The 19,459-nt window shown below is 59.9% G+C and carries 15 protein-coding genes; 9 read left to right on the top strand and 6 right to left on the bottom strand.

Features of this window, described 5'->3' with window-relative positions; translation table 11 throughout:
* Window positions 1–104: 104 nt before the first annotated feature.
* The gene (locus tag HKK57_RS23780) at window positions 105–1,517 is read right to left on the bottom strand and encodes an amidase (RefSeq protein ID WP_169390904.1); all 1,413 of its coding nucleotides are present in this window, start codon (window positions 1,515–1,517) and stop codon (window positions 105–107) included.
* An 84-nt stretch (window positions 1,518–1,601) separates the two neighbouring features.
* Window positions 1,602–2,891 (bottom strand): MFS transporter, encoded by a 1,290-nt coding sequence (locus HKK57_RS23775; protein ID WP_029290616.1) that lies wholly within the window; start codon window positions 2,889–2,891, stop codon window positions 1,602–1,604.
* A gap of 97 nt (window positions 2,892–2,988) precedes the next feature.
* Between HKK57_RS23775 and HKK57_RS23770 the strand changes: the two genes are divergently transcribed.
* Together HKK57_RS23770 and HKK57_RS27105 are read left to right on the top strand one after the other, a co-directional pair.
* On the top strand, window positions 2,989–3,972 hold the full coding sequence (locus tag HKK57_RS23770; RefSeq protein ID WP_050492663.1) for an Lrp/AsnC family transcriptional regulator: 984 nt from the start codon (window positions 2,989–2,991) through the stop codon (window positions 3,970–3,972).
* Between the two features lie 28 nt (window positions 3,973–4,000).
* On the top strand, window positions 4,001–4,540 hold the full coding sequence (locus HKK57_RS27105) for an ATPase AAA (protein ID WP_029290620.1): 540 nt from the start codon (window positions 4,001–4,003) through the stop codon (window positions 4,538–4,540).
* Between the two features lie 7 nt (window positions 4,541–4,547).
* Here HKK57_RS27105 and HKK57_RS23765 read toward each other — a convergent pair whose 3' ends face one another.
* Entirely contained in the window at window positions 4,548–5,546 is a 999-nt protein-coding gene (locus HKK57_RS23765; RefSeq protein ID WP_169390903.1) for an NADP-dependent oxidoreductase, read from the bottom strand.
* 60 nt (window positions 5,547–5,606) lie between these two features.
* Complete coding sequence (locus HKK57_RS23760) at window positions 5,607–6,395, bottom strand: SDR family NAD(P)-dependent oxidoreductase (protein WP_092236557.1); 789 nt, start codon at window positions 6,393–6,395, stop codon at window positions 5,607–5,609.
* Between the two features lie 178 nt (window positions 6,396–6,573).
* Between HKK57_RS23760 and HKK57_RS23755 the strand changes: the two genes are divergently transcribed.
* From HKK57_RS23755 to HKK57_RS23730, 6 genes are all read left to right on the top strand, one after another.
* Entirely contained in the window at window positions 6,574–7,149 is a 576-nt protein-coding gene (locus HKK57_RS23755; RefSeq protein ID WP_169390902.1) for a TetR/AcrR family transcriptional regulator, read from the top strand.
* Between the two features lie 405 nt (window positions 7,150–7,554).
* Window positions 7,555–8,502: an AraC family transcriptional regulator gene (locus tag HKK57_RS23750; RefSeq protein ID WP_169390901.1), complete on the top strand. Its 948-nt coding sequence runs from the start codon at window positions 7,555–7,557 to the stop codon at window positions 8,500–8,502.
* A gap of 107 nt (window positions 8,503–8,609) precedes the next feature.
* Complete coding sequence (locus HKK57_RS23745) at window positions 8,610–9,986, top strand: Rieske 2Fe-2S domain-containing protein (RefSeq protein ID WP_092236561.1); 1,377 nt, start codon at window positions 8,610–8,612, stop codon at window positions 9,984–9,986.
* Window positions 9,983–10,471, top strand: coding sequence for a benzoate 1,2-dioxygenase small subunit (gene benB / locus HKK57_RS23740; protein WP_070994934.1), 489 nt, complete (start codon window positions 9,983–9,985; stop codon window positions 10,469–10,471). Before HKK57_RS23745 ends, benB begins: the two co-directional genes overlap by 4 nt.
* Before the next feature lie 10 nt (window positions 10,472–10,481).
* Window positions 10,482–11,504, top strand: a complete 1,023-nt coding sequence (gene benC / locus HKK57_RS23735; protein ID WP_169390900.1) for a benzoate 1,2-dioxygenase electron transfer component BenC — start codon at window positions 10,482–10,484, stop codon at window positions 11,502–11,504.
* A gap of 10 nt (window positions 11,505–11,514) precedes the next feature.
* Window positions 11,515–12,276, top strand: a complete 762-nt coding sequence (locus HKK57_RS23730; RefSeq protein WP_169390899.1) for a 1,6-dihydroxycyclohexa-2,4-diene-1-carboxylate dehydrogenase — start codon at window positions 11,515–11,517, stop codon at window positions 12,274–12,276.
* A gap of 87 nt (window positions 12,277–12,363) precedes the next feature.
* Here HKK57_RS23730 and HKK57_RS23725 read toward each other — a convergent pair whose 3' ends face one another.
* Both HKK57_RS23725 and HKK57_RS23720 read right to left on the bottom strand, forming a co-directional pair.
* On the bottom strand, window positions 12,364–17,244 hold the full coding sequence (locus HKK57_RS23725; RefSeq protein WP_169390898.1) for an RHS repeat domain-containing protein: 4,881 nt from the start codon (window positions 17,242–17,244) through the stop codon (window positions 12,364–12,366).
* Between the two features lie 289 nt (window positions 17,245–17,533).
* Window positions 17,534–18,412, bottom strand: a complete 879-nt coding sequence (locus tag HKK57_RS23720; protein WP_029290644.1) for a LysR family transcriptional regulator — start codon at window positions 18,410–18,412, stop codon at window positions 17,534–17,536.
* A 131-nt stretch (window positions 18,413–18,543) separates the two neighbouring features.
* On the opposite strand from HKK57_RS23720, the gene HKK57_RS23715 reads away from it, so the two are divergent.
* Window positions 18,544–19,410, top strand: coding sequence for a hydrolase (locus tag HKK57_RS23715; RefSeq protein WP_070994931.1), 867 nt, complete (start codon window positions 18,544–18,546; stop codon window positions 19,408–19,410).
* Window positions 19,411–19,459: the final 49 nt, after the last annotated feature.

Raw genomic sequence — 19,459 nt, 5'->3', positions numbered from 1 at the left:
CCGCACCGTTTCTGCGCGGGCTCGGTCATATACTGGGTGACGCCATCCACGCCTGAACGAATGCATCTACAAGAATGGTAGTACGCGAGTTTGGCACGCGATGCTTAAAGCCCCCATCGCCCAAGCTCAGGCCTGCGCTCATCAAGTAACAGCGCAGGTGCCATCGCGCTCGCGATGTTCAGCAAATGCATGTCGGTAAATACCGGGGATAGCAACTGCACGCCAATCGGCATCTGTGCTTCGTCGAATCCGGCGGGGAGGGCGATTGCCGGCGTGCCGAGGTAGTTACTGGCTCGACTGAACTTGCCAATACTGGCGTGATCAGCGTCCTGGTCATCAAGGGGCAGGGCCCCATGGCCGCTGACAGGCATCAATAGAGCCCCGGATGAGCCGATCGCTCGGGTGAATGCCTCGGCTGCGTATGCACGCTGTGCAACGGCGCTTTCGTAGGCATCACGGCTGATATCCGCGCCGGCAAGGATTCGATTGCGTACAACCTTCCAGAGCAGTTGTTCGGGGTCATGTGCAAGGTGACCAAACTCGCGATACCCCTCATAAGCAATGATCATCGAGTTGCATTCGGAAAGCCGACCGATCGCTAACTCATCATCTGGAACCCAGTACTCCAGCGTCCAGCCGGCCGTGCCCAGCTTGGCCAAGGCTTGATCCCACACCCTGCGGGCGCCAATGGACAGGGCACAGGGGAACGCACTCTGGTCCAGTACCAACACTGTGCCCGGCTGGGGTTGCACCAGCCCACTTGCAAGTTCAGCCTGAACGTTCAACCCATTGTCCGTAGAAGGGCTGGCAAGGATGGCGGTAAGTGTGTGGGCATCGTAAACGTCGCGGGCGATTGGGCCCAGCACGTCCAGGCTGGGAGCGAGTGGCACGACACCGTCCAGGCTGATGAGCCCGCTGGACGGTTTGAAGCCGACCAAGTGATTCAGCGATGCGGGAGCCCGTATCGATCCGCCGGTATCACCACCCACTGCAATCGGGACCAGGCCTGCTGCAACAGCAACCGCCGCGCCTGAAGAGGATCCGCCCGGCGCGCGATGCAGCTTGGCGTCCCAGGGGTTCCAGGGCGTGCCTCGGGTCGGATTCTGCCCGGATAAACCGAAGGCAAACTCGGTCATCTGGGTCTTGCCCACGATCACCATGCCGGCCGCTTGTAATCGTTGCGCGACGGTGCTGGTCACGGCGCTGATCGTGGTCAGACGGCTCAACGAACCTGCCGACGCCAGGGTGTTGGCGATCTCGATATTGTCCTTGATGGCAACCGGTACGCCATGCAGTGGACTCAATGTGTGTCCGGTATCGAGCGCGCGGTCGGCGGCATCGGCTGCCGCCAGGGCCTGCTCGGCGAAGACTACGGTGAAGGCGTTAAGCGCACTGCTGCAAGCAATACGGTCCAGAAAGTACTGCGTGACCGCGCGTGAGGTGGTCTGCCGGGTAGCGATCAGATGGGCAATCTGCAGGGCAGTCTGGAAACAAAGGGCTTCGGATGGTTCGCGCATAATTTCTATCTAAGATATGTGGGTCGGTATCCCCGTGTTCGACCGTCGTTCACGGGGATCGCATCGCGGTGTTCGAGCCAGTGGCTATTTCAGTGGTTTCCCGGCTGTTTCTGGCATTTTGATGAACGTAATCAGGGTGAGCGCGGCGCCTGCGAGCACGTAATAGAAGAACCAGCTCTCTTGACCGTGGCTCTGCAGCCAGGTCAGCAGATAAGGCGTGGTACCGCCGAGCAATGCCACCATCAGGTTGTAGGGCGCACCAATGCCGACGGCGCGAACGCTGCTGGGGAATTGTTCAGACATGATTGCGGGCGCAATCGAGGTATAAAGCGCGTAGAGCAACAGGCCGAACAACTCCACCATCAGGATCGATGAGAACGTCGGCTGCATGCTGGTGATAATCGGGTAGAAGAACAGCAGGTAACCCAGGGCAAAAGCGATCAGTTGCGGCTTGCGCCCGAACTTGTCCGAGAGCATGCCGAAGAGTGGGTGCACGAGCATGAACGCGACCATTGCCACTGTATTCGCCGCAAAGGCTGTGGAGGACTCCACGTGCAGTGCTCGGATGGCATAGGTCGGGATGTAGATGACGAACAGGTAAAAGGCAAAGGTGCTGAGGATCGAAAAGCCCACGATCCGCAGGGTTTCGCGCGGATAATCACGCAGCAGGGTGCGCAGCGGTTGCTTCTCTACCTGCTTGGTTTTTTGCGTTGAGGCTTGCGCTTCAGGCACCGACATACGCAGCCAAATGCCTGCGATACCGCCCAAGGCGCCGAGCAAGAACGGAATGCGCCAGCCGAACTCCCTCATCTGCTCGTCGGTGAGGACGGTGGTCAGTGCCCAGCCAATCGCCGAAGCGGTCAGAATGCCCGCAGCGGAACTAAAGAATACAAAGCTCGAAAAGAAGCCGCGACGGTGGTCTGGCGCCAACTCGGCAAGGTAAGTAGAGGCTGACGCGTATTCACCGCCCAGCGACAAGCCTTGCATCAGTCGCGCGATCACCAGCAAAACCGGCGCCAGCAGGCCGATCTGCTCGTAGGTGGGGGTTATGCCGATCATCAGGGAGCCGCCGGCCATCAGCATGATGGTGACGCCCAGCGCTGATTTGCGGCCATAGCGATCAGAGTAGATCCCCAGGGCCCAGCCACCGATGGGACGCATGAAGAAACCTACGGCGAAAATAGCGAAAGTCGCTAGCAATGACGCCGTTTCGTCAGTTTTCGGAAAGAATTGGGTAGAAAAGAACACCGCGAACGACGCATAGATCGTCCAGTCAAACCACTCCACCGCATTGCCAATGCTGCCAGCAGCAATTTTGCGCGCGGTTGATACCTGCGGCTTTGCCGCGTGGGACGTTTGAGTCGCATAATTCATTGGCTTGTGCCTTTGGGTTTGAATTTTAATTATTTTTAGACATGTGCGGCCTTGTTTTGTTTTAATTTAGCCACTTGATCGAAGGTATTGTAAGAATATGGTCTCGTCAACCGTTGATACGGATGAAAAAAGACATGTTGCGCTGGATGAAACGGATCTGGCCTGCCTGATTGCACTGCAAGCCAACCCTCGTGGCACCTGGCGGGATCTGAGTGCCTGCTGCGATGTGGCGGAGCGTACGCTGTCGCGGCGCCTGCAACGCTTGATGGACAGTGGTTACATCCGGGTCATCGGCGAGCTCGATCCGGTTGTCGTCGGGAGCGGCCCGGTGCTGCATGCATGGATCCGGGTAGCCGACGGGCGCCAGCGGGAAGTGGCGGAGCATCTGGCGCAGTTGCCGCAGACCCAGGTGGTCATGGCGACAACGGGAGAGTTCGACATCTTCACCGAGATCAACTTACCCAGTGTGGAAGCGCTTTCTGACATGGTGGTGCAGGAGTTGCCGCTGGTGCCGGGGGTAAGGCAGGTGCAAACCCAAGTGGTACTCAGATCGTTCAGGCGAGCCAGTCGCTGGCGTATCGATGGTTCGGTGCCGACTGAGCCGGTGCTGGCCGGGCCGGTAAGCCTGAGTGCTGACGAAATGCGGCTACTGGGCGCGTTAATGCTCGATGGAAGGGCCAGCCTGGGCGTGCTTGCCGAAACCTGCGGCGTCAGTGAGCCCAAGGTCCAGCGCATGCTAAGTGGGCTGGTCGACAGTAATGCCCTGACATTTCGCGTGGAACTGGAGCCTCTGTTGGTGGGCTACGGGGTCGAGGCGATTGTGTCGCTCCAAACCCGACCGGGTGCGGCAGAGGGTATCGCCCAGGCGCTGGCAAAGGATGAACACACGCGTTGCCTGTTTGGTACCAGTGGCGGTTCACAGTTGTTTTGGCATGTCTTGTGTCGTGATATTCATGATCTGTGGAGCGTCTCAACCACGCGGATGGGCGCCTTGGAGGGGATCATTTCTTGTGAGACCAATACGGTGGTAAGAGCCTACAAAAGAGCGGGGCGCGTGCGTCGAGGGCTTATGGTTGAGTAGTGTTGCGGCCCATCGACAAGGAGTTTGTATGCAACGGGTGATGATTGTGGGCCAACCTGGGTCTGGCAAAAGCACGTTGGCGCGTAAGCTTGGCCAGTGCACCGGATTGCCAGTGGTTCATATCGACACTATCCACTGGCAGCCAGGATGGGTTGAACGAACCTGGGACGAGAAGACGCGGCTTTGTCTTGAGGTCGAGGCCCGCGATAACTGGATATTCGAGGGTGGCCATTCAGCCACGTGGGACAACCGAGTGGCCCGTGCAGATCTTTTGATCTGGATTGATCGTTCAGCGCCGCTTCGATTTTTGCGCGTCCTGCTCAGAGCACTACTCCATCGCGGGAAGTCTCGGCCTGACTTGCCCGAGAACTGCCCCGAAATGCTGGCGAACCTGCCGGAGTTTTTTGCATTCATGTGGCGGACGAAAAAATCAGCACGGGCAAAGATGCAGCACCTCGTGGCAACTGCACCAGCCGCTTGCCGTGTGGTTCATCTGCGGTCCAATCGGGACACCAGGATTTTTCTCGCAAGCATTGGAAGTTCGACTGGCCCGGCTCCGCGAGATTGATCGGCGCTTACCTGATTGTCACGGTGACTTTGCCTCTCGATCTGCCCTGTTCGACGTACCGCAGCGCCTCGGCTATGGACTCAAAAGGGAACGTTCGGTCAATGACCGGCTTGATGACACCTGTCTCGATAAGCGAAGTGATTTTCTGCAGTTGTGTCCCGTTGGCACGCATAAACAAAAATGCATAGTTCACCCCCTGTTTGCGCGCTTTCCTGCGAATGCCGCTGCTCAGCAGGCGCATCACTTGCCCCAGCACCCAGGACAAGCCTTGCGCTTGGGCAAATTGCGCAGTCGGCGGCCCCGAAAGGGAAATAAGCTGTCCGCCCGGCTTGAGCACCTTGAGCGACTTATCCAGTAGCGCGGTGCCGAGGCTGTGCAACACCACGTCGAAATCGCGCAACTCGTGTGCAAAATCCTGATGTGTGTAATCAATCACCACATCCGCCCCGAGTGCTTTCACCCATTGGACGTTCGCCGTGCTGGTGGTGGTCGCGACGAAGGCCCCGAGGTGTTTGGCAAGTTGAATGGCCAGCGTGCCGACACCGCCGGATCCGGCATGAATCAGCACCTTTTGGCCTTTTTTCAGTTGGGCGGTCTCGACCAGCGCCTGCCAGGCCGTCAAGGCAGCCAAGGGGATGGACGCCGCTTGGGCCATGTCCAGGTTCGCCGGCTTTAGCGCGAGGGCGTTTTCGTCCACGGCAATCAGTTCGGCAAACGTCCCGATCCGAGCCTCCGGGGGACGTGCGTAGACTTCGTCGCCCGGCTTGAATCGCTCCACCGCCGCGCCTGTGCGAATGACCACTCCGGCCAGGTCGTTGCCCAGTACCAATGGAAAGGTATAGGGCAGGATCAGTTTGAAGTCCCCCGTTTTAATCTTCGAGTCCAACGGGTTCACGCTTGTCGCATGCACCTGGATCAGCACGTCGTGCACACCCACCGCAGGGTCAGGCATGTCGCCAATCATTGCGCTCTGCTTGCCGTAGCGTTCGATAAAAAATGCCTTCATGTTGCAGCTGCCCTTGTCGGTGGATCGAGAGTGGGGTGAGGCCGGCCGGCTCGATAATCGTCAGACTTGCGTCAAATAGCGTTGCGCCACGGTGGACTGCCTGATTTGCGACAAAAGGCCCTGACGTGCGGTTTGCAGGGCATCCCAGCGCTCGCCTTCCTGCAGCGCGGGAATGGTCACCGGTTCGCGACGATCGAAGCCGACCAGCGCCGCATCGACCAAATCACCCACTTCCATGATTTCGCTCAAGGTATTGATGTCGATACCGGCGCGGTCCCAGATCTCTGTGCGGGTGGCGGCTGGCAATACGGCTTGCACGTAAACCCCCTGAGGCGAAAGCTCCAGGCTCAGGCCTTGGGAAAGGAACAGCACAAACGCCTTGGTCGCCCCATAGACCGACATGCCGAACTCCGGTGCCAGCCCCACCACGGAGCCGATATTGATGATCGCGCCTTCACCTGCTTTGGCCAGGCGTGGTGCGATGGCGCTGGCCAACCGCACCAACGCGGTGGTGTTGAGGGCCACCAGTTGCGCAACACTATCCGTGCTTTGCTCGATGAACGTGCCGGACTGTGCGGCGCCGGCATTGTTGACGAGGATGCCAATGCGCGCGTCATCACGCAGGCGCGCTTCGACGGTGTGCAGGTCGCTGAGTTGAGTCAGGTCGGCCTGAAGCACTTCAATGGCGACGCTGTGTTCGCCACGCAACGTCGCAGCCAGCGTTTCCAGGCGCGAATGGTCGCGGGCGACCAACACCAGGTCGTGCCCGCGTTGGGCGAAACGCTCGGCGTAAACCGCGCCGATGCCAGTGGACGCACCAGTGATAAGAACGGTAGGGCGAGTAGTCATGATGTGGGCTCTTGGTCTGGAATATGGATTGGGATTGCTGCAGCGATAAACCTGATTCGGTGGGCATGTCGCTGGCATTTAGGATGATGATCGAAATCTAAGCTGTCAACAGTTTTGATTATGATCAGCATCTATGTATGATCGGCTGATGAATTTCAGCGGTGCAGAGGTATCGAATATGCGAGTGTCCAAGGTCCAGGCCCAGGCAAATCGGGAGCACATTGTCGAAACAGCCTCAAAGGTGTTTCGCGAGCGCGGTTTTGATGGTGTCGGCGTGGCCGACCTGATGGCCGCCGCCGGTTTTACCCACGGCGGTTTCTACAAACATTTTGGCTCGAAGGCTGACCTGATGGCGCAAGCGTCGGCCAACAGTCTTGCGCAGTCATTGGCCAGCGCCGAAGCCATGAGCGTGAAGGATTTCATTGACGTGTACGTGTCCAGGGAGCATCGCGACGGGCGCTCCACGGGTTGCACCATGGCAGCGTTGTGCGGTGACGCGGCGCGTCAGTCCACCGAGTTGAAATCGGCCTTCGCTGAAGGTATCGAGCACATGTTGCAAACGCTCGGTGAAAAATACCCGACCGGGCCGGATGCGGCGCCGGGGGAGGCGAGGGCGAAGATGATCGACCTGCTGGCGCGCGCGGTCGGTGCGATCATGTTGTCGCGCGCCTGTCCTGACGACTCGGCGTTGGCCGATGAAATTCTGGCGGTATGTCACACGCAAATGAGCGAATCATTACCTACTCAGTCGTAGGCTCATTTCGTCTTTGGCCCATACCTTTCAAAAACAGCTGTTTGGCCAATTGCCCTGAATTAAGGGCCAGTACTGACCTGTGGCGAGCGGGCTTGCCCCGCGCTGGGCGGCGAAGCCGCCCCAATAGCCTCACCCCGTTCTGCCAGATATACCAAGGTGGCTGTTTTCGGGGCTGCTGCGCAGTCCAGCGGGGGACCCCCTCTCCGCAAGTCGACATCGGCCAACACGTATCAAGACGTGTCGCCATGCAGTCGGTGGCCCGCCGCCTGATGCCCGGGCTAGTGCGCATTATCAAGCCGCAATCAGTCCACCATACCTCCAGGGTATCCCTTTAGACCTTATCCATATTGGACGCTCGCCACGCCACGCCTCAGCCTGAGGCCAATAACTATAAAGAGGCGCACCATGACCGTGCTATTGAGTGAGCGCAGCCAGATTTTCCAGGGTGCCGATGCCTATGCCGTGTCGGATTACGTCAATCAGCATGTGGGCAGCCACTGTATCCGCCTGCCGCCCAAGGGCCGGCCCATGGCGAGTATCAGCCACCGGACTTTTTCCAGCCTGGACTTGTGCCGTATCAGCTACGGCGCGCCGGTGCAGGTCACGTCGGTGGCGCTGGAAACCATTTACCACCTGCAGATCCTGCTGACAGGCCACTGCCGCTCCAATTCCCGGGGTGAGGAGCTTATCTTCGGGCCGGGCGAGAGCCTGCTGATCAATCCCGATGACCCGGTGGACCTGACCTATTCCGCCGATTGCGAAAAATTCATCATCAAGTTGCCGGTGCGCCTGCTGGAAAACGCTTGCCTGGCGCAGCACTGGACACTGCCCCAAGCGGGTATCCGGTTTGCCGCGGCGCGCCATGCGTTGAGTGAAATGGACGGCTTCCTACAGTTGCTCGGGTTGATCTGCCACGAGGCGGAAAACGCCGCCGAGCCGCAAGTACAAGGCCTGTACGAGCGGATCGTGGCCAATAAGCTGTTGGCGCTGTTGGCCAGTAACGTGTTGCGGGTGGTGCCCCAGGCGGGTCAAGGCGGCGGCTTCGAGGCGGTGCGCGAGTTTATCGAGGAGCACTTGAGCGAAGACATCTGCATCGAGCAACTGATGGCCGTGGCCAAGGTCAGCGAGCGTTCGCTGTATAGCCTGTTCGAGCGTCAGGTCGGCCTGTCGCCCCGTGACTATGTGCGCCGGCGCAAGTTGGAACGGGTGCATGCGCGCCTGCAACTGTCCAGCGCGCGTAGCGTGACCGAGGTGGCGCTGGACCATGGCTTTGTGCACTTGGGGCGTTTTTCCGAGGCCTATCGCAAACGCTTTGGCGAGCTGCCTTCGCAGACCTGGAGGCGCCATCGCTGAGCCGCTTGCGCCAGCCGGATACAGATTTGCAGGAAGTGGATATTGGGGCAGGGGACGAACACGTACGGTGAGGGCGCCTGATACAAGAACAACGGAGGGCCTGCCCCATGACCAGTACACTCGACCGCCTCGCCGTACAACTGCGCGAGTCCGTCCAGGAAGACCCCGCGACCGGGGTGTTTCGCTGCCGCCGCGACATTTTTACCGACCCCGACCTGTTTGCTCTCGAGATCAAGCACATCTTCGAAGGCGGTTGGATCTACCTGGCCCATGAAAGCCAAGTGGCCGAGATCAACGACTACTACACCACCTGGATCGGCCGCCAACCGGTGGTCATCACCCGCGACAAACAGGGCACCCTGCATGGCCTGGTCAACGCCTGTGCCCACCGTGGCGCCATGCTGTGCCGGCGCAAACAGGGGAACAAAGGCTCATTCACCTGCCCATTCCACGGCTGGACGTTCAGCAACGCCGGCAAGCTGCTCAAGGTCAAGGATGGGAAGACCGGCGCCTACCCGGACAGCTTCGACTGCGAGGGTTCCCACGACCTCAAGCGCCTGGCGCGCTTTGAAAACTACCGCGGCTTTTTGTTCGGCAGCCTCAGCGAGGCGGTGCCGGAACTGAGCGATTACCTGGGCGAAACCCGAGTCATCATCGACCAGATGGTCGACCAGGCGCCCCTGGGCCTGGAGGTGCTGCGCGGCAGTTCGTCCTATGTCTACGACGGCAACTGGAAGCTGCAGATCGAGAACGGCGCCGATGGCTACCACGTCAGCTCTGTGCACTGGAACTACTCGGCAACCATGGGTCGGCGCAATTACGAGGCCGAAGGCACGCGCACCGTCGATGCCAATGGCTGGTCGAAAAGCCTGGGCGGGGTCTACGCCTTCGATCATGGGCATATCCTGCTGTGGACGCGCCTGCTCAACCCCGAGGTGCGGCCGGTACATGCCCACCGCGCGGCATTGGCCGAGCGCCTGGGCCAGGAACGCGCCGACTTTATCGTCGACCAGACCCGCAACCTGTGCCTCTACCCCAACGTGTACCTGATGGACCAGTTCTCCACACAGATCCGCGTGGTGCGGCCGCTGGCGGTGGACAAAACCGAGGTGACGATCTATTGCATGGCGCCGATTGGCGAAAGCCCCCAGGAGCGGGCGACGCGGATCCGTCAGTACGAAGACTTCTTCAACGTCAGCGGCATGGGCACTCCAGATGACCTGGAAGAGTTCCGTGCCTGCCAGACCGGCTACCAGGGCGCGAGCACCTTGTGGAATGACCTGAGCCGGGGTGCCAAGCAGTGGGTCGAGGGGGCGGACGACAACGCCAGGGCCATGGGCATGCAGCCGCAACTGAGCGGGGTGAAGACCGAAGACGAAGGCTTGTTCGTACGCCAGCATGCGCATTGGGCCCAGAGCCTGCAGCGCGCGATCGAGCGTGAACAGCAAGGCCTGATCGCCAGCGACCGGGAGGTGCAGCCATGAGCCTGTCCCGTGAGCGCCTGCTGGACTTTCTCTACCGCGAAGCGCGCCTGCTGGATGACCGCCAATGGGATGAATGGCTGGCGTGTTATTCCCCCAAGGCGCAGTTCTGGATGCCCGCCTGGGATGACTACGACACCCTCACCGAAGACCCGCACAGCGAAATCTCGCTGATCTACTACCCCAGCCGTGACGGCCTGGAAGACCGCATCTTCCGCATCAAGACCGAGCGCTCCAGCGCCAGCACGCCCGAGCCACGCACCGTGCACATGCTGTGCAACCTCGAAGTGCTGGCCGACGATGGTGCCCAGGTCGAGCTGCGCTTCAATTGGCATACCCTCAGCCACCGCTACAAGACCACCGACAGCTACTTCGGCACCTCGTTCTATGCCTTGGATATACGCGGCGAGCAGCCGCTGATCACGCGCAAGAAGGTGGTGCTGAAAAACGATTACATCCACCAGGTCATCGACATCTACCACATCTGAGGACACCGCCATGACGTATGCCATTGCCCTGAACTTCGAAGATGGCGTGACCCGCTTCATCGACTGCAAGGTGGGAGAGAAGGTGCTCGACGCCGCCTTTCGCCAACGCATCAACCTGCCCATGGATTGCTCGGATGGCGTCTGCGGCACCTGCAAATGCCGCTGTGAAACCGGCGCCTACGACTTGGGCGACGACTATATCAAAGACGCCCTGAGCGCGGACGAAGCCCAGGAGCGCCAGGTACTGACCTGCCAGATGGTGCCGCAGTCCGATTGCGTGATTGCCGTGCCCGTGCCGTCCAGTGCATGCAAGACCGGCACTACGCAGTTTGTCGCGACGCTGGCCGGCATCACCCGCCACGCCGATGCAGCATTGCAGGTGAGTTTCGAACTGGATCAGGCTCCGGTGTTTCTCCCAGGCCAGTACGTGAATATCGGCGTGCCCGACAGCGGGCAGACGCGCGCCTATTCATTCAGCAGCCGCCCTGGCGACACCCACGCCAGTTTCCTGATCAAGCATGTACCGGGCGGGTTGATGAGCGGCTGGCTGGAGCGTGCCCAACCGGGCGATAGCGTAGCGATGACCGGGCCGTTGGGCAGTTTTTACCTGCGAGAGGTGCAGCGACCGCTGCTGCTATTGGCCGGCGGCACCGGCCTGGCACCGTTTCTGTCGATGCTTGAAGTGCTGGCCCTGCGTGGGGAAACCCGGCCGATTACGCTGATTTATGGCGTGACCCGGGATCAGGACCTGGTGCTGGTCGAGGCCCTGGAGGCCTTCGCCGGGCGGTTGCCCAACCTCACGCTTGTCACCTGCGTGGCCGACCCGCAGACCGCGCACCCACGCCAGGGCTATGTCACCCAGCATATGGCCAGCGACGTTCTCAATGGCGGTGATGTGGACGTTTACCTGTGCGGGCCGCCGCCGATGGTTGATGCGGTGCGCCAGCACTTCAAGCAGATGGGTGTGACCCCAGCCAGTTTTCATTACGAGAAATTTACCCCCAACGTTGTCGCCAGCTCTGATGCGGCCTGAGGAAATCAGCATGACTCCACGTTTTGACGCCAAGGTTGCGCTGGTCACCGGTGCCGCCCAGGGCATCGGCCGGCGCGTTGCCGAACGGTTGCTTGGGGAGGGCGCCTGGGTGGTCGCCGTCGATCGCTCGGAACTGGTGCACGAGTTGCAGCACGCCCAGGTGCTGACCCTGACCGCCGACCTTGAGCAGCATGCCGAGTGTGCCGAGGTAATGGCCGCCGCCAAGGTACGGTTCGGGCGCATCGACATTCTGATCAACAACGTCGGCGGGACCATCTGGGCCAAGCCCTTTGAGTACTACGAGGTGGCGCAAATCGAAGCCGAAGTGCGCCGCTCGCTGTTCCCCACCCTGTGGTGCTGCCATTGCGTGCTGCCCTACATGCTGGAGCAGGGCAGCGGCGCCATCGTCAATGTGTCTTCGGTCGCCACGCGCGGGATCAATCGCGTGCCCTATGGCGCGGCCAAGGGCGGGGTGAATGCCCTGACCGCCTGCCTGGCGCTGGAAACCGCTGGCAGTGGTATCCGCGTCAACGCCACCGCGCCCGGTGGCACCGAGGCACCGCCGCGGCGCATCCCGCGCAATAACCAGCCGCAGAGCGAGCAGGAGCGCGTGTGGTACCAGCAGGTCGTCGACCAGACCCTGGATAGCAGCCTGATGAAGCGCTACGCCAACATCGACGAACAAGTGGGCGCAATCCTGTTCCTGGCCTCTGACGAAGCCTCCTATATCACCGGCGTGACCTTGCCGGTAGGCGGTGGTGACCTCGGCTGATTCGCGTTTTACCTGCAGACATTGACGCACAACACCAAGCGGGCAGGGCGTCAGGCCCTGCTCCCTTGGTTGCACCTGGGACCTGCGTCAGCGGCCCCTGATCGTCAGCCATAACCCGCCCCAACTGCCGAAGGGCAGCCAGGTGATATCACCGACGAATGTGTCGGCCAGTTGAGCGGGTTCTGACTCCAGGAGCCCCAGATTTCCCAGGACGCCGGAGGTTACGAACGAGAGCGTATTGGCATCACCGAGGTCGAACAGTCCAGAAAGCCCCTTTTGTGACGTCAGTGAGCTTTCAATGTAGTAAGCGCTCGTGGCGAGGGCGGGCTTGGGCAGTACTTTTACCCAAAAGCGTTCAAGTCCCCGGCCCAGGCTGGACTGCTTCAGCGGGCTGATCACCGCCCTGGATGCCTTGCTGATCAGATCCCTGGCGACTGCCGGTAACGACCGTCCCAGGTACCCGGTCAACTGCGCTGCTTTGCCCGCCAGTGTTCCCAGGCCGCCTAATGCTCCGGTGCCCAGTGACACCCAGGCCAGGATGCTTGACGCGTCGGGGTCATTGTCTGCGACCAGCACGGAGGTGACGCCGGTGGCCAGCGAGGTCGCGGCGAGCCCGACAAGGGCCGCTGTCAGCAACAGCGAGGTACCGCCTGTCATCACTGCGGTCATCACGCCGATCCCTCCCCATAGCAACGTGTTAATCAACGCTCCTTCTCCTCCCTTGAATCCCAACGGCTCTGGCAGCGTGTCCCCCCAGATCTCCCGTAGCCGCTTGTCCACGGAAAAGTGCCCAGTGGGGTCCTGATAATTCACGGGATCGCCTTCGGCACAGTAGGCATAGAGATTAGGCCCACCTTTGCCGAACGGGCTCAGTTCATCGGGGGCGTTAAAGCGCATGCTGGCGGCGTCATACCAGCGCACGCCCATCCCCAGGGGGTACTGGACGTCACGGTATTCACCGTTGAAGCCCAGCAGCGAGTCGGGTTCATCGGAAAAGTGTTCGCCATAGGCGGTGTAGGCGTGGTGCTTGAGGGTTTGTGCCTGTACGTCGTAGCTGGCCAACACGCTGCCACTCCTGTCCCGCAGCTCGAACAGTGTGCGCTCGACGCCTGAGCGCTTGACCCGTTGCGCGGTACAGGCGGTGCTGCCAGGGTTGAGGTTGCGGCTGTTGGCGTTGGTCCCAGGCGAATAGTCGCCGCAGGCCTTGAGTCCGTCGTAGAGCACCTGTTGGGGGCCTGTGCCCTCATCACGGGTCATCAGGCGGCTGGCCGGATCGTAACGATAATGTGTGCTCCCGGCCCGGATCAGCCGGCCCAGCCAGTCATAGCTGTAGGTCTTGCCCGACTGGTCCTGGGTTAGCCGCCCGGTGGCGTCATAACTCAACGTGGCAGACGCGGTGTAATCCCCATGGCTGTTCATGACTTTGACCAAACGGTAGCCATTAAGCGCGTCGTAGGTGTAGGTGGCGGTGTTTTTCGCGGTGCCAAAGGTGGTCACGCAGGTGAGGACGTCACCCAGTGCATCGTAAGTAAATTCCTGCTTGTCGATGGCTTTGTGCGTGGGCGTCTTGGGCCGCCAGACGCCGGTGGTGGTACAGGACTTGAGGCGGCCTGCGGGGGTATAGGTCAGGCTGCGCGAGCCCAACACAGTGGCGCCCTGTTTCAACTGCACCGACTTGAGTTTGTCGTCGGCGTAGTAGGTATTTTCCAGCAGCAGGTCGACTTGGCCGCTGAGGGTGAAGTGGCGGCGGGTTTCGCGCTGCTGGGAGTCGTGGGTGTACTTCACAAGAAAGGTGACGGGTGACGCGGGCGCGAGGTTATAGGGCCCAGCAATGATTTCTTCATTAAACCGCCCCTGGTCATCGTAGGAATGACTGGTGGTGAAATGAAAGTTGTTGGCCGCGTAGCGTTGCCCAGTCGAGCTATACGAGAACAGGGTCTGGTTGCCCAGCGCATCGGTGCTATTGAGCAGCCGCGAACCCAGCGAGTGGGTGTAGAGCAGGTCCTTGCTCTGGCCGGGCGCGGTTTGCACATGCTGTCGGCTGACCCGCAGATAGAGGTCATGGTCGTATTGCAGTAAGCGGTCACCCTCGCTGGCCGTCGCAACATCTTGCATGCCAAAGGCATAGGCAAAAGACGTGTGTGCACTGGCGTCTGCGGTGCTGGTCTTGGCCAGGCGATTGCCCAACTCCTTGATGTAGTCATGCTTCAGGGCCTGGCCATCGGCGGTCAGCGTCGTTGCCGGCACATGGTTGGTACCGTCGTAGGTATAGGTTTCGGTGCTACTGCCTCGGGTCAGCGAAGTGACTCGCCCCCAGCTGTCAACGCTGCGCTTGCCCAGGATCTGTCGAGTGCCACCCGTCTCGATCTCGATCTGCGTCGCGTCCAGCAACAGCCAATGCACTGGGTAGGTGTAGTGATAGGTGTAGACAAAGGGAAGGTCGAGCAGGCCCCGGCCTTTTTCGCTGTGTCTTTCTTTCAGCAGGCGGCCGGCGCTATCGAAGGTGTAGTCGAGGGTGGTGAAACCGAACTCGTTGTCGATTTTCAGTTGCTTGACGCGCTTGGACGGGGTGTAGCCAAACGTCTGGGTCTGGTAGACCTGGCCGGCCTGGTCTTTCCATTCAATCTTTTTGATAGTCTCGTCCACGTTGTAGGACGTTACGATTGCATGCTTGTCAGTGGCCGTGCCGGTCCATTGGGCTCGAGTCAGGGCGATGGGGTCGTACAGGTTGAAGGTCTGCCGGCCATCGCTGTAACGCTGGCTGCTGACCTCGTTCCAGTCGTCATAGTGCGCTTGCTGCCAGTGCACCAGTTGGTTCCCGGCAGCGTCGTAATCGAACTCGGACCGGCGCAGTTCACGGCCCAGGCTGTCATAGGTGACGGCCTTGGTCTGCTTGCTCTGGTTACCCTGCAGCAGGTGCTCGCTGACCAATTGGTCCTGGCCGTCGTATTGGCTCAAGCGCGTCTGGCCGTTGGGGGCGGTGATCTTTATCTGGCCGGGGGCGGGATAGGCATAGGTGGTGACCTGACGATAGGTGGTGCTTTGGGCGCAGACGGTCAGGGTAATCAGTTGACCGAAGTTGTTGTAGGCGTACTCAGTCCGGTTGCCGTCGGCATCCACCTGGCGCACCAGGCGCCCACTGAGGGTGCTCTGGGTTTGCGACGAGGTTCGGGTTTTGCCGGTTTCATCGGTGTCGGTGATGGTGGTGGTCAACTCGGTGTTACCGGCCCCGCCCAGTACATAGCCAAAGGTACGCGCGGGGTCGGAAGCAATCGGTCGCTGGTCACCTGTCCCCAGCGTGCTACGGGTCAGTGTCTTCACGCGGCCCTTGCGAAAGTCGTCGCCTTCGAAGTACTCGATACGCTGGCCGATCAGCGCGGCGCCAGAACGGGCTGCAAAGGTGAGGCTTCCTTGTAAAGTGCTGCTGATTTTCGACTCGCGCAAGCCTGGTATGTCTTTGTAGGCGTGATACTTGAAACTTGAGACGTTCAGAAGCTCAGGCAGTAAGCCGGGCAACAGTTCTGGAATGAGTGCCAGCAGGCCTGGGTTCTCGACGATTTCGGTGTCCAGATAAGTTGAAGGAAACAACTCATTAGGGATTAACTGAATAGGGGTCCATGAGGTGTCGACTTCTTGGTTGGTCTGCTGGGTTGACGCTGATCGGATCAAACTCAGCAAGCTCAGCAATGTATTTTCGCTGTCTGAGGGGCCGTGACTCGAGCCCCCTGGAATCGCCACTGGGGCAGGAATGTAATCCAGTGCCGTGGTGATTCTTTCTTGCCGGTTTTTGACCAGCATGGAGTGAGCATTGAAGCGGTTTTCATTTTTTTCCTCCCTGCTTGTACCCGCCTTTGTATAGGTGGTGGAAATCGTGCGGCTAAGCAATTCTTCCTGCACCTGCATCGTGTATCTTTTTTCGGTTTTAGCCGCCCCCTGAACCAGGACTTGCGATGTGACGTCGTGTTTTGCGTTGTAGTTATAAGTCGTCGTGCGAATCGTCGGATCGCCCTCACGCACGATGGTGCGGTAGTTGTCTTCATCCTGGCGCTCATAGACATACCGGGTAATGACCGGCGTCCCGCCACCGTTGGGGGTGCGGGTATGGGTGCTGACACAGGGCAACGCCGACAACTGGGGGTTGTCCGGGAAGGTCAGGCCGTTGTCCTCGTATTGCACCTGCTCCTGGAGCCCCTCGAAGTGGGTGATTTTGGTCAACAGCCAGCCACAGGTGGGGTGATCGTCGTACTCGAAACTGCTTTTGATAGTCGCACCCAGGCTGACGGATTTGAGTGCGTAATTTTCGATGGCCAGGGCGTAGTCCAGGGTTTCACTTGCGTCATCGGGCCAGAACGTCAGGTTGGCTGCGCTGATGACCGTCGCGGCATCGGGGTCGCCGGGGGTGTATTGCACCTTGAGCAGGCTGCGGGTGGCGTCGCGGATTTCGCTCAACTGGATCTGGTAATAGGTCCTGCCGTCAATGACATGGGGGGTATGCATCCAGCTCAGGGTCAGGCTGTTGTAACCATCGGTGGTCAGTGATTCGGGCACATAAATCCCTGTGTTCCCCACCGCCGCCAACACCTCCTTGCGGCCACCTCTGCGCTGGACCGTCAACTTGCCTGCACTCCATTGCGCAATAATCGCGGACTGCTTGAGATCTTTATCTTTTTCCATTGCCAACACTTCACCGGAATGCAGCGTGAGCTTCTTGTGGTGCTCGCTGAAAGTGGTCATGCAATAGAACCAGCCATCCCCCAGCGCGGCCTCGTTATTGACCACCGGCGTATTGTGCAGGCTCATTTCAATGACCGGTCCATTGCCGGCGTTGCCGATCACCGAGGGCAAGGGCACATAGACTTCAAATAGACCGGTGCGTGGGTCGACGACATTGCGCTTCTGAGTCGTCGCATTGAAGATCGGATCGTTTTCGTCGTCGGTTGGGTCGGTGCCCATAGGGTTATGCGCCATCATCCTCTCCTTGTGTGGGGTAGCCCTGTTTTTACCCAGAAACTACGGGCTCGGCGCCGAGGATGTAACTGTCATATTTCACAGTCGTTTATATCGTCTGGTAATAAATGCGCGCGTTTTTAAAGCTGGATTTTGGAGAGGGGGGCTGTTCTGAGCACTGTATCGCCCGGTGGGGCTAGGCAGAGGATCGCAATGTTCCAGGGCGATCCTTTTCTCCCGGGCTACAGCAGCTTGTCTGGTCAAAAACTCGGCTTCTTCAGGTGAACCTCAGACCACCGCCCGGTCACGGTCACTTCGCCACCGCCGACATCAGCAACTTGCGAATCTCCCCGGTAATCGCGCTTTTGGTGCCTTGCTCCAAAATCCCCACACGGCGTACCGCCAGATCACCCGGCAGCGGTAATACGCGCAGGCTGGGGTCTTTGTGCCAGTCAAAGTTCTTCAGCAGCGGCACGATCGCCACGCCAACTTGCTGGCGCACCAGGTCGGCGATGCCGATGATCGAGTTCAGTTCGAGGATTTCCAGCGGTTCGACCGATTCGCTCTTGATGATCGACTGCACCTTGCGGCCTACCGCGGTGGAGCGGTCATAGCGAATGAACGGCTGGGTCCTGAGCAATTCCACAGCGTCGTCGATGCCGGCGGTCTGGGCGGTGTTGGCGAGCATGACGATGGGCTCGTTGTAGAGCAGGGTCCAGCTCAATCCATCGAAGTTCTGCCGCGCCGTCTCGATCAGCAATGCCGCGTCGAGCTTGGCGGCGTGGACCAGGTTGACCACTTCGTCGGAGCGGGCGGTCATCAGGTTGACCGATATGCGCGGGTGCAGCTTTTTCAGTTGCACCAGGCAATTGGCGAGCAGGCCCATGCCGGAAGTAATGCCGCCGATGGACACTTCACCCTCCATGGCCATGCCATCGGGCGCCTCGGCAATCATTTGCTCGTAGTCCGCCAACAGGCGCTTGGCCTTGGGCAGCAACAACACGCCATCGCGGCTCAGCTTGATCTGCCGCTGGCTACGGTCGAACAGCGGTCGGCGCATCTCTTCTTCGAGGGCGCGCATTTGCTGGCCGACGGCGGCGTTGGTGAGGGCCACACGGTCGGCGGCGGCGGCAAAGCTGCCGTACTCGGCGACGGCGATAAACGTCTTGAAGAAACGAATGTTGCTCATGGGTAGGCCCGCGCTCATGGGTACGCCGGCATCGTAAAGCTTTTGTTTACTCTGATTAAAGTTAAATTAGTTTTTCTTTTTATAGTGCTCGACCAATACTCAAGTCCGAACTGACTCGGCGAACTTTCCAAATGAGCAATCCAGATATCAGCCCTGAAGACGCAGCATTACGTGCGGCAAAAAACGTGTATCACCTCGGCGCCACCACCGTGTACTCCCACTATGAGGACAGCCGGTTTGCCTACACCCTTTATGTGCCTGAAAGCATCGAGGACCGCACCCGGCCGGTAGACCTGGTGGTTTCGCTGCACGGCTCGACCCGCGCGATGGAGATTTACCGCAATGGTTTCGCGGAATTTGGCCGCTGGAACGATTGTGTGATCCTGTCGCCGCTGTTCCCGGTCGGCGTGTTGGGCGACGGCAATGGTGATGGCTACAAGCAGATGGTCGAAGGCGATATCCGTTACGACCAAGTGCTACTCGACATGATTGCCAGCGTTGGCAAGCGCTACGGTCGCAGCTTCGATACCTTTGCACTGTTCGGCTATTCCGGTGGTGGGCAATTCACCCATCGCTTCTGCTACCTGCACCCCGAAAAACTCTGGGCGGCGTCCATCGGCGCACCGGGTTCGGTGACCCTGCTCGATGCCGATCAGGACTGGTGGGTCGGCGTGCGGGACTTTGCCACGCGCTTTGGCAAACCATTGAACCTGCCAGCCTTGCAGCGGTTGCCCGTGCATATGGTGGTGGGTGATTCAGACCTCGAAACCTGGGAAATTACCCACCGTGAAGGCGGCAAACACTTCATGGCCGGTGCCAACGCTGCCGGGCGTACGCGACCCGAGCGCCTGGCTACCTTGAAGGCCAGCTTCGAGGCCGCCGGTGTGCAGGTGCATTTTGACCTGCTGCCCAACGTCGCGCACCAGGGCATCAAGGCCATGCCGGCTGCCCAGGACTTTTTCGCCAAGGTGTTGCGCCACAAGCGCAGCCTGGGCTGATACACCGCAAGTGATGCACTCAGAACAGACCGCATAACAATAACCAAGG

The organism is Pseudomonas sp. ADAK21 (assembly GCF_012935735.1).
In the GTDB taxonomy this organism is placed as follows: domain Bacteria; phylum Pseudomonadota; class Gammaproteobacteria; order Pseudomonadales; family Pseudomonadaceae; genus Aquipseudomonas; species Aquipseudomonas proteolytica.
This window is presented reverse-complemented; position numbering and strand designations above follow the sequence as displayed.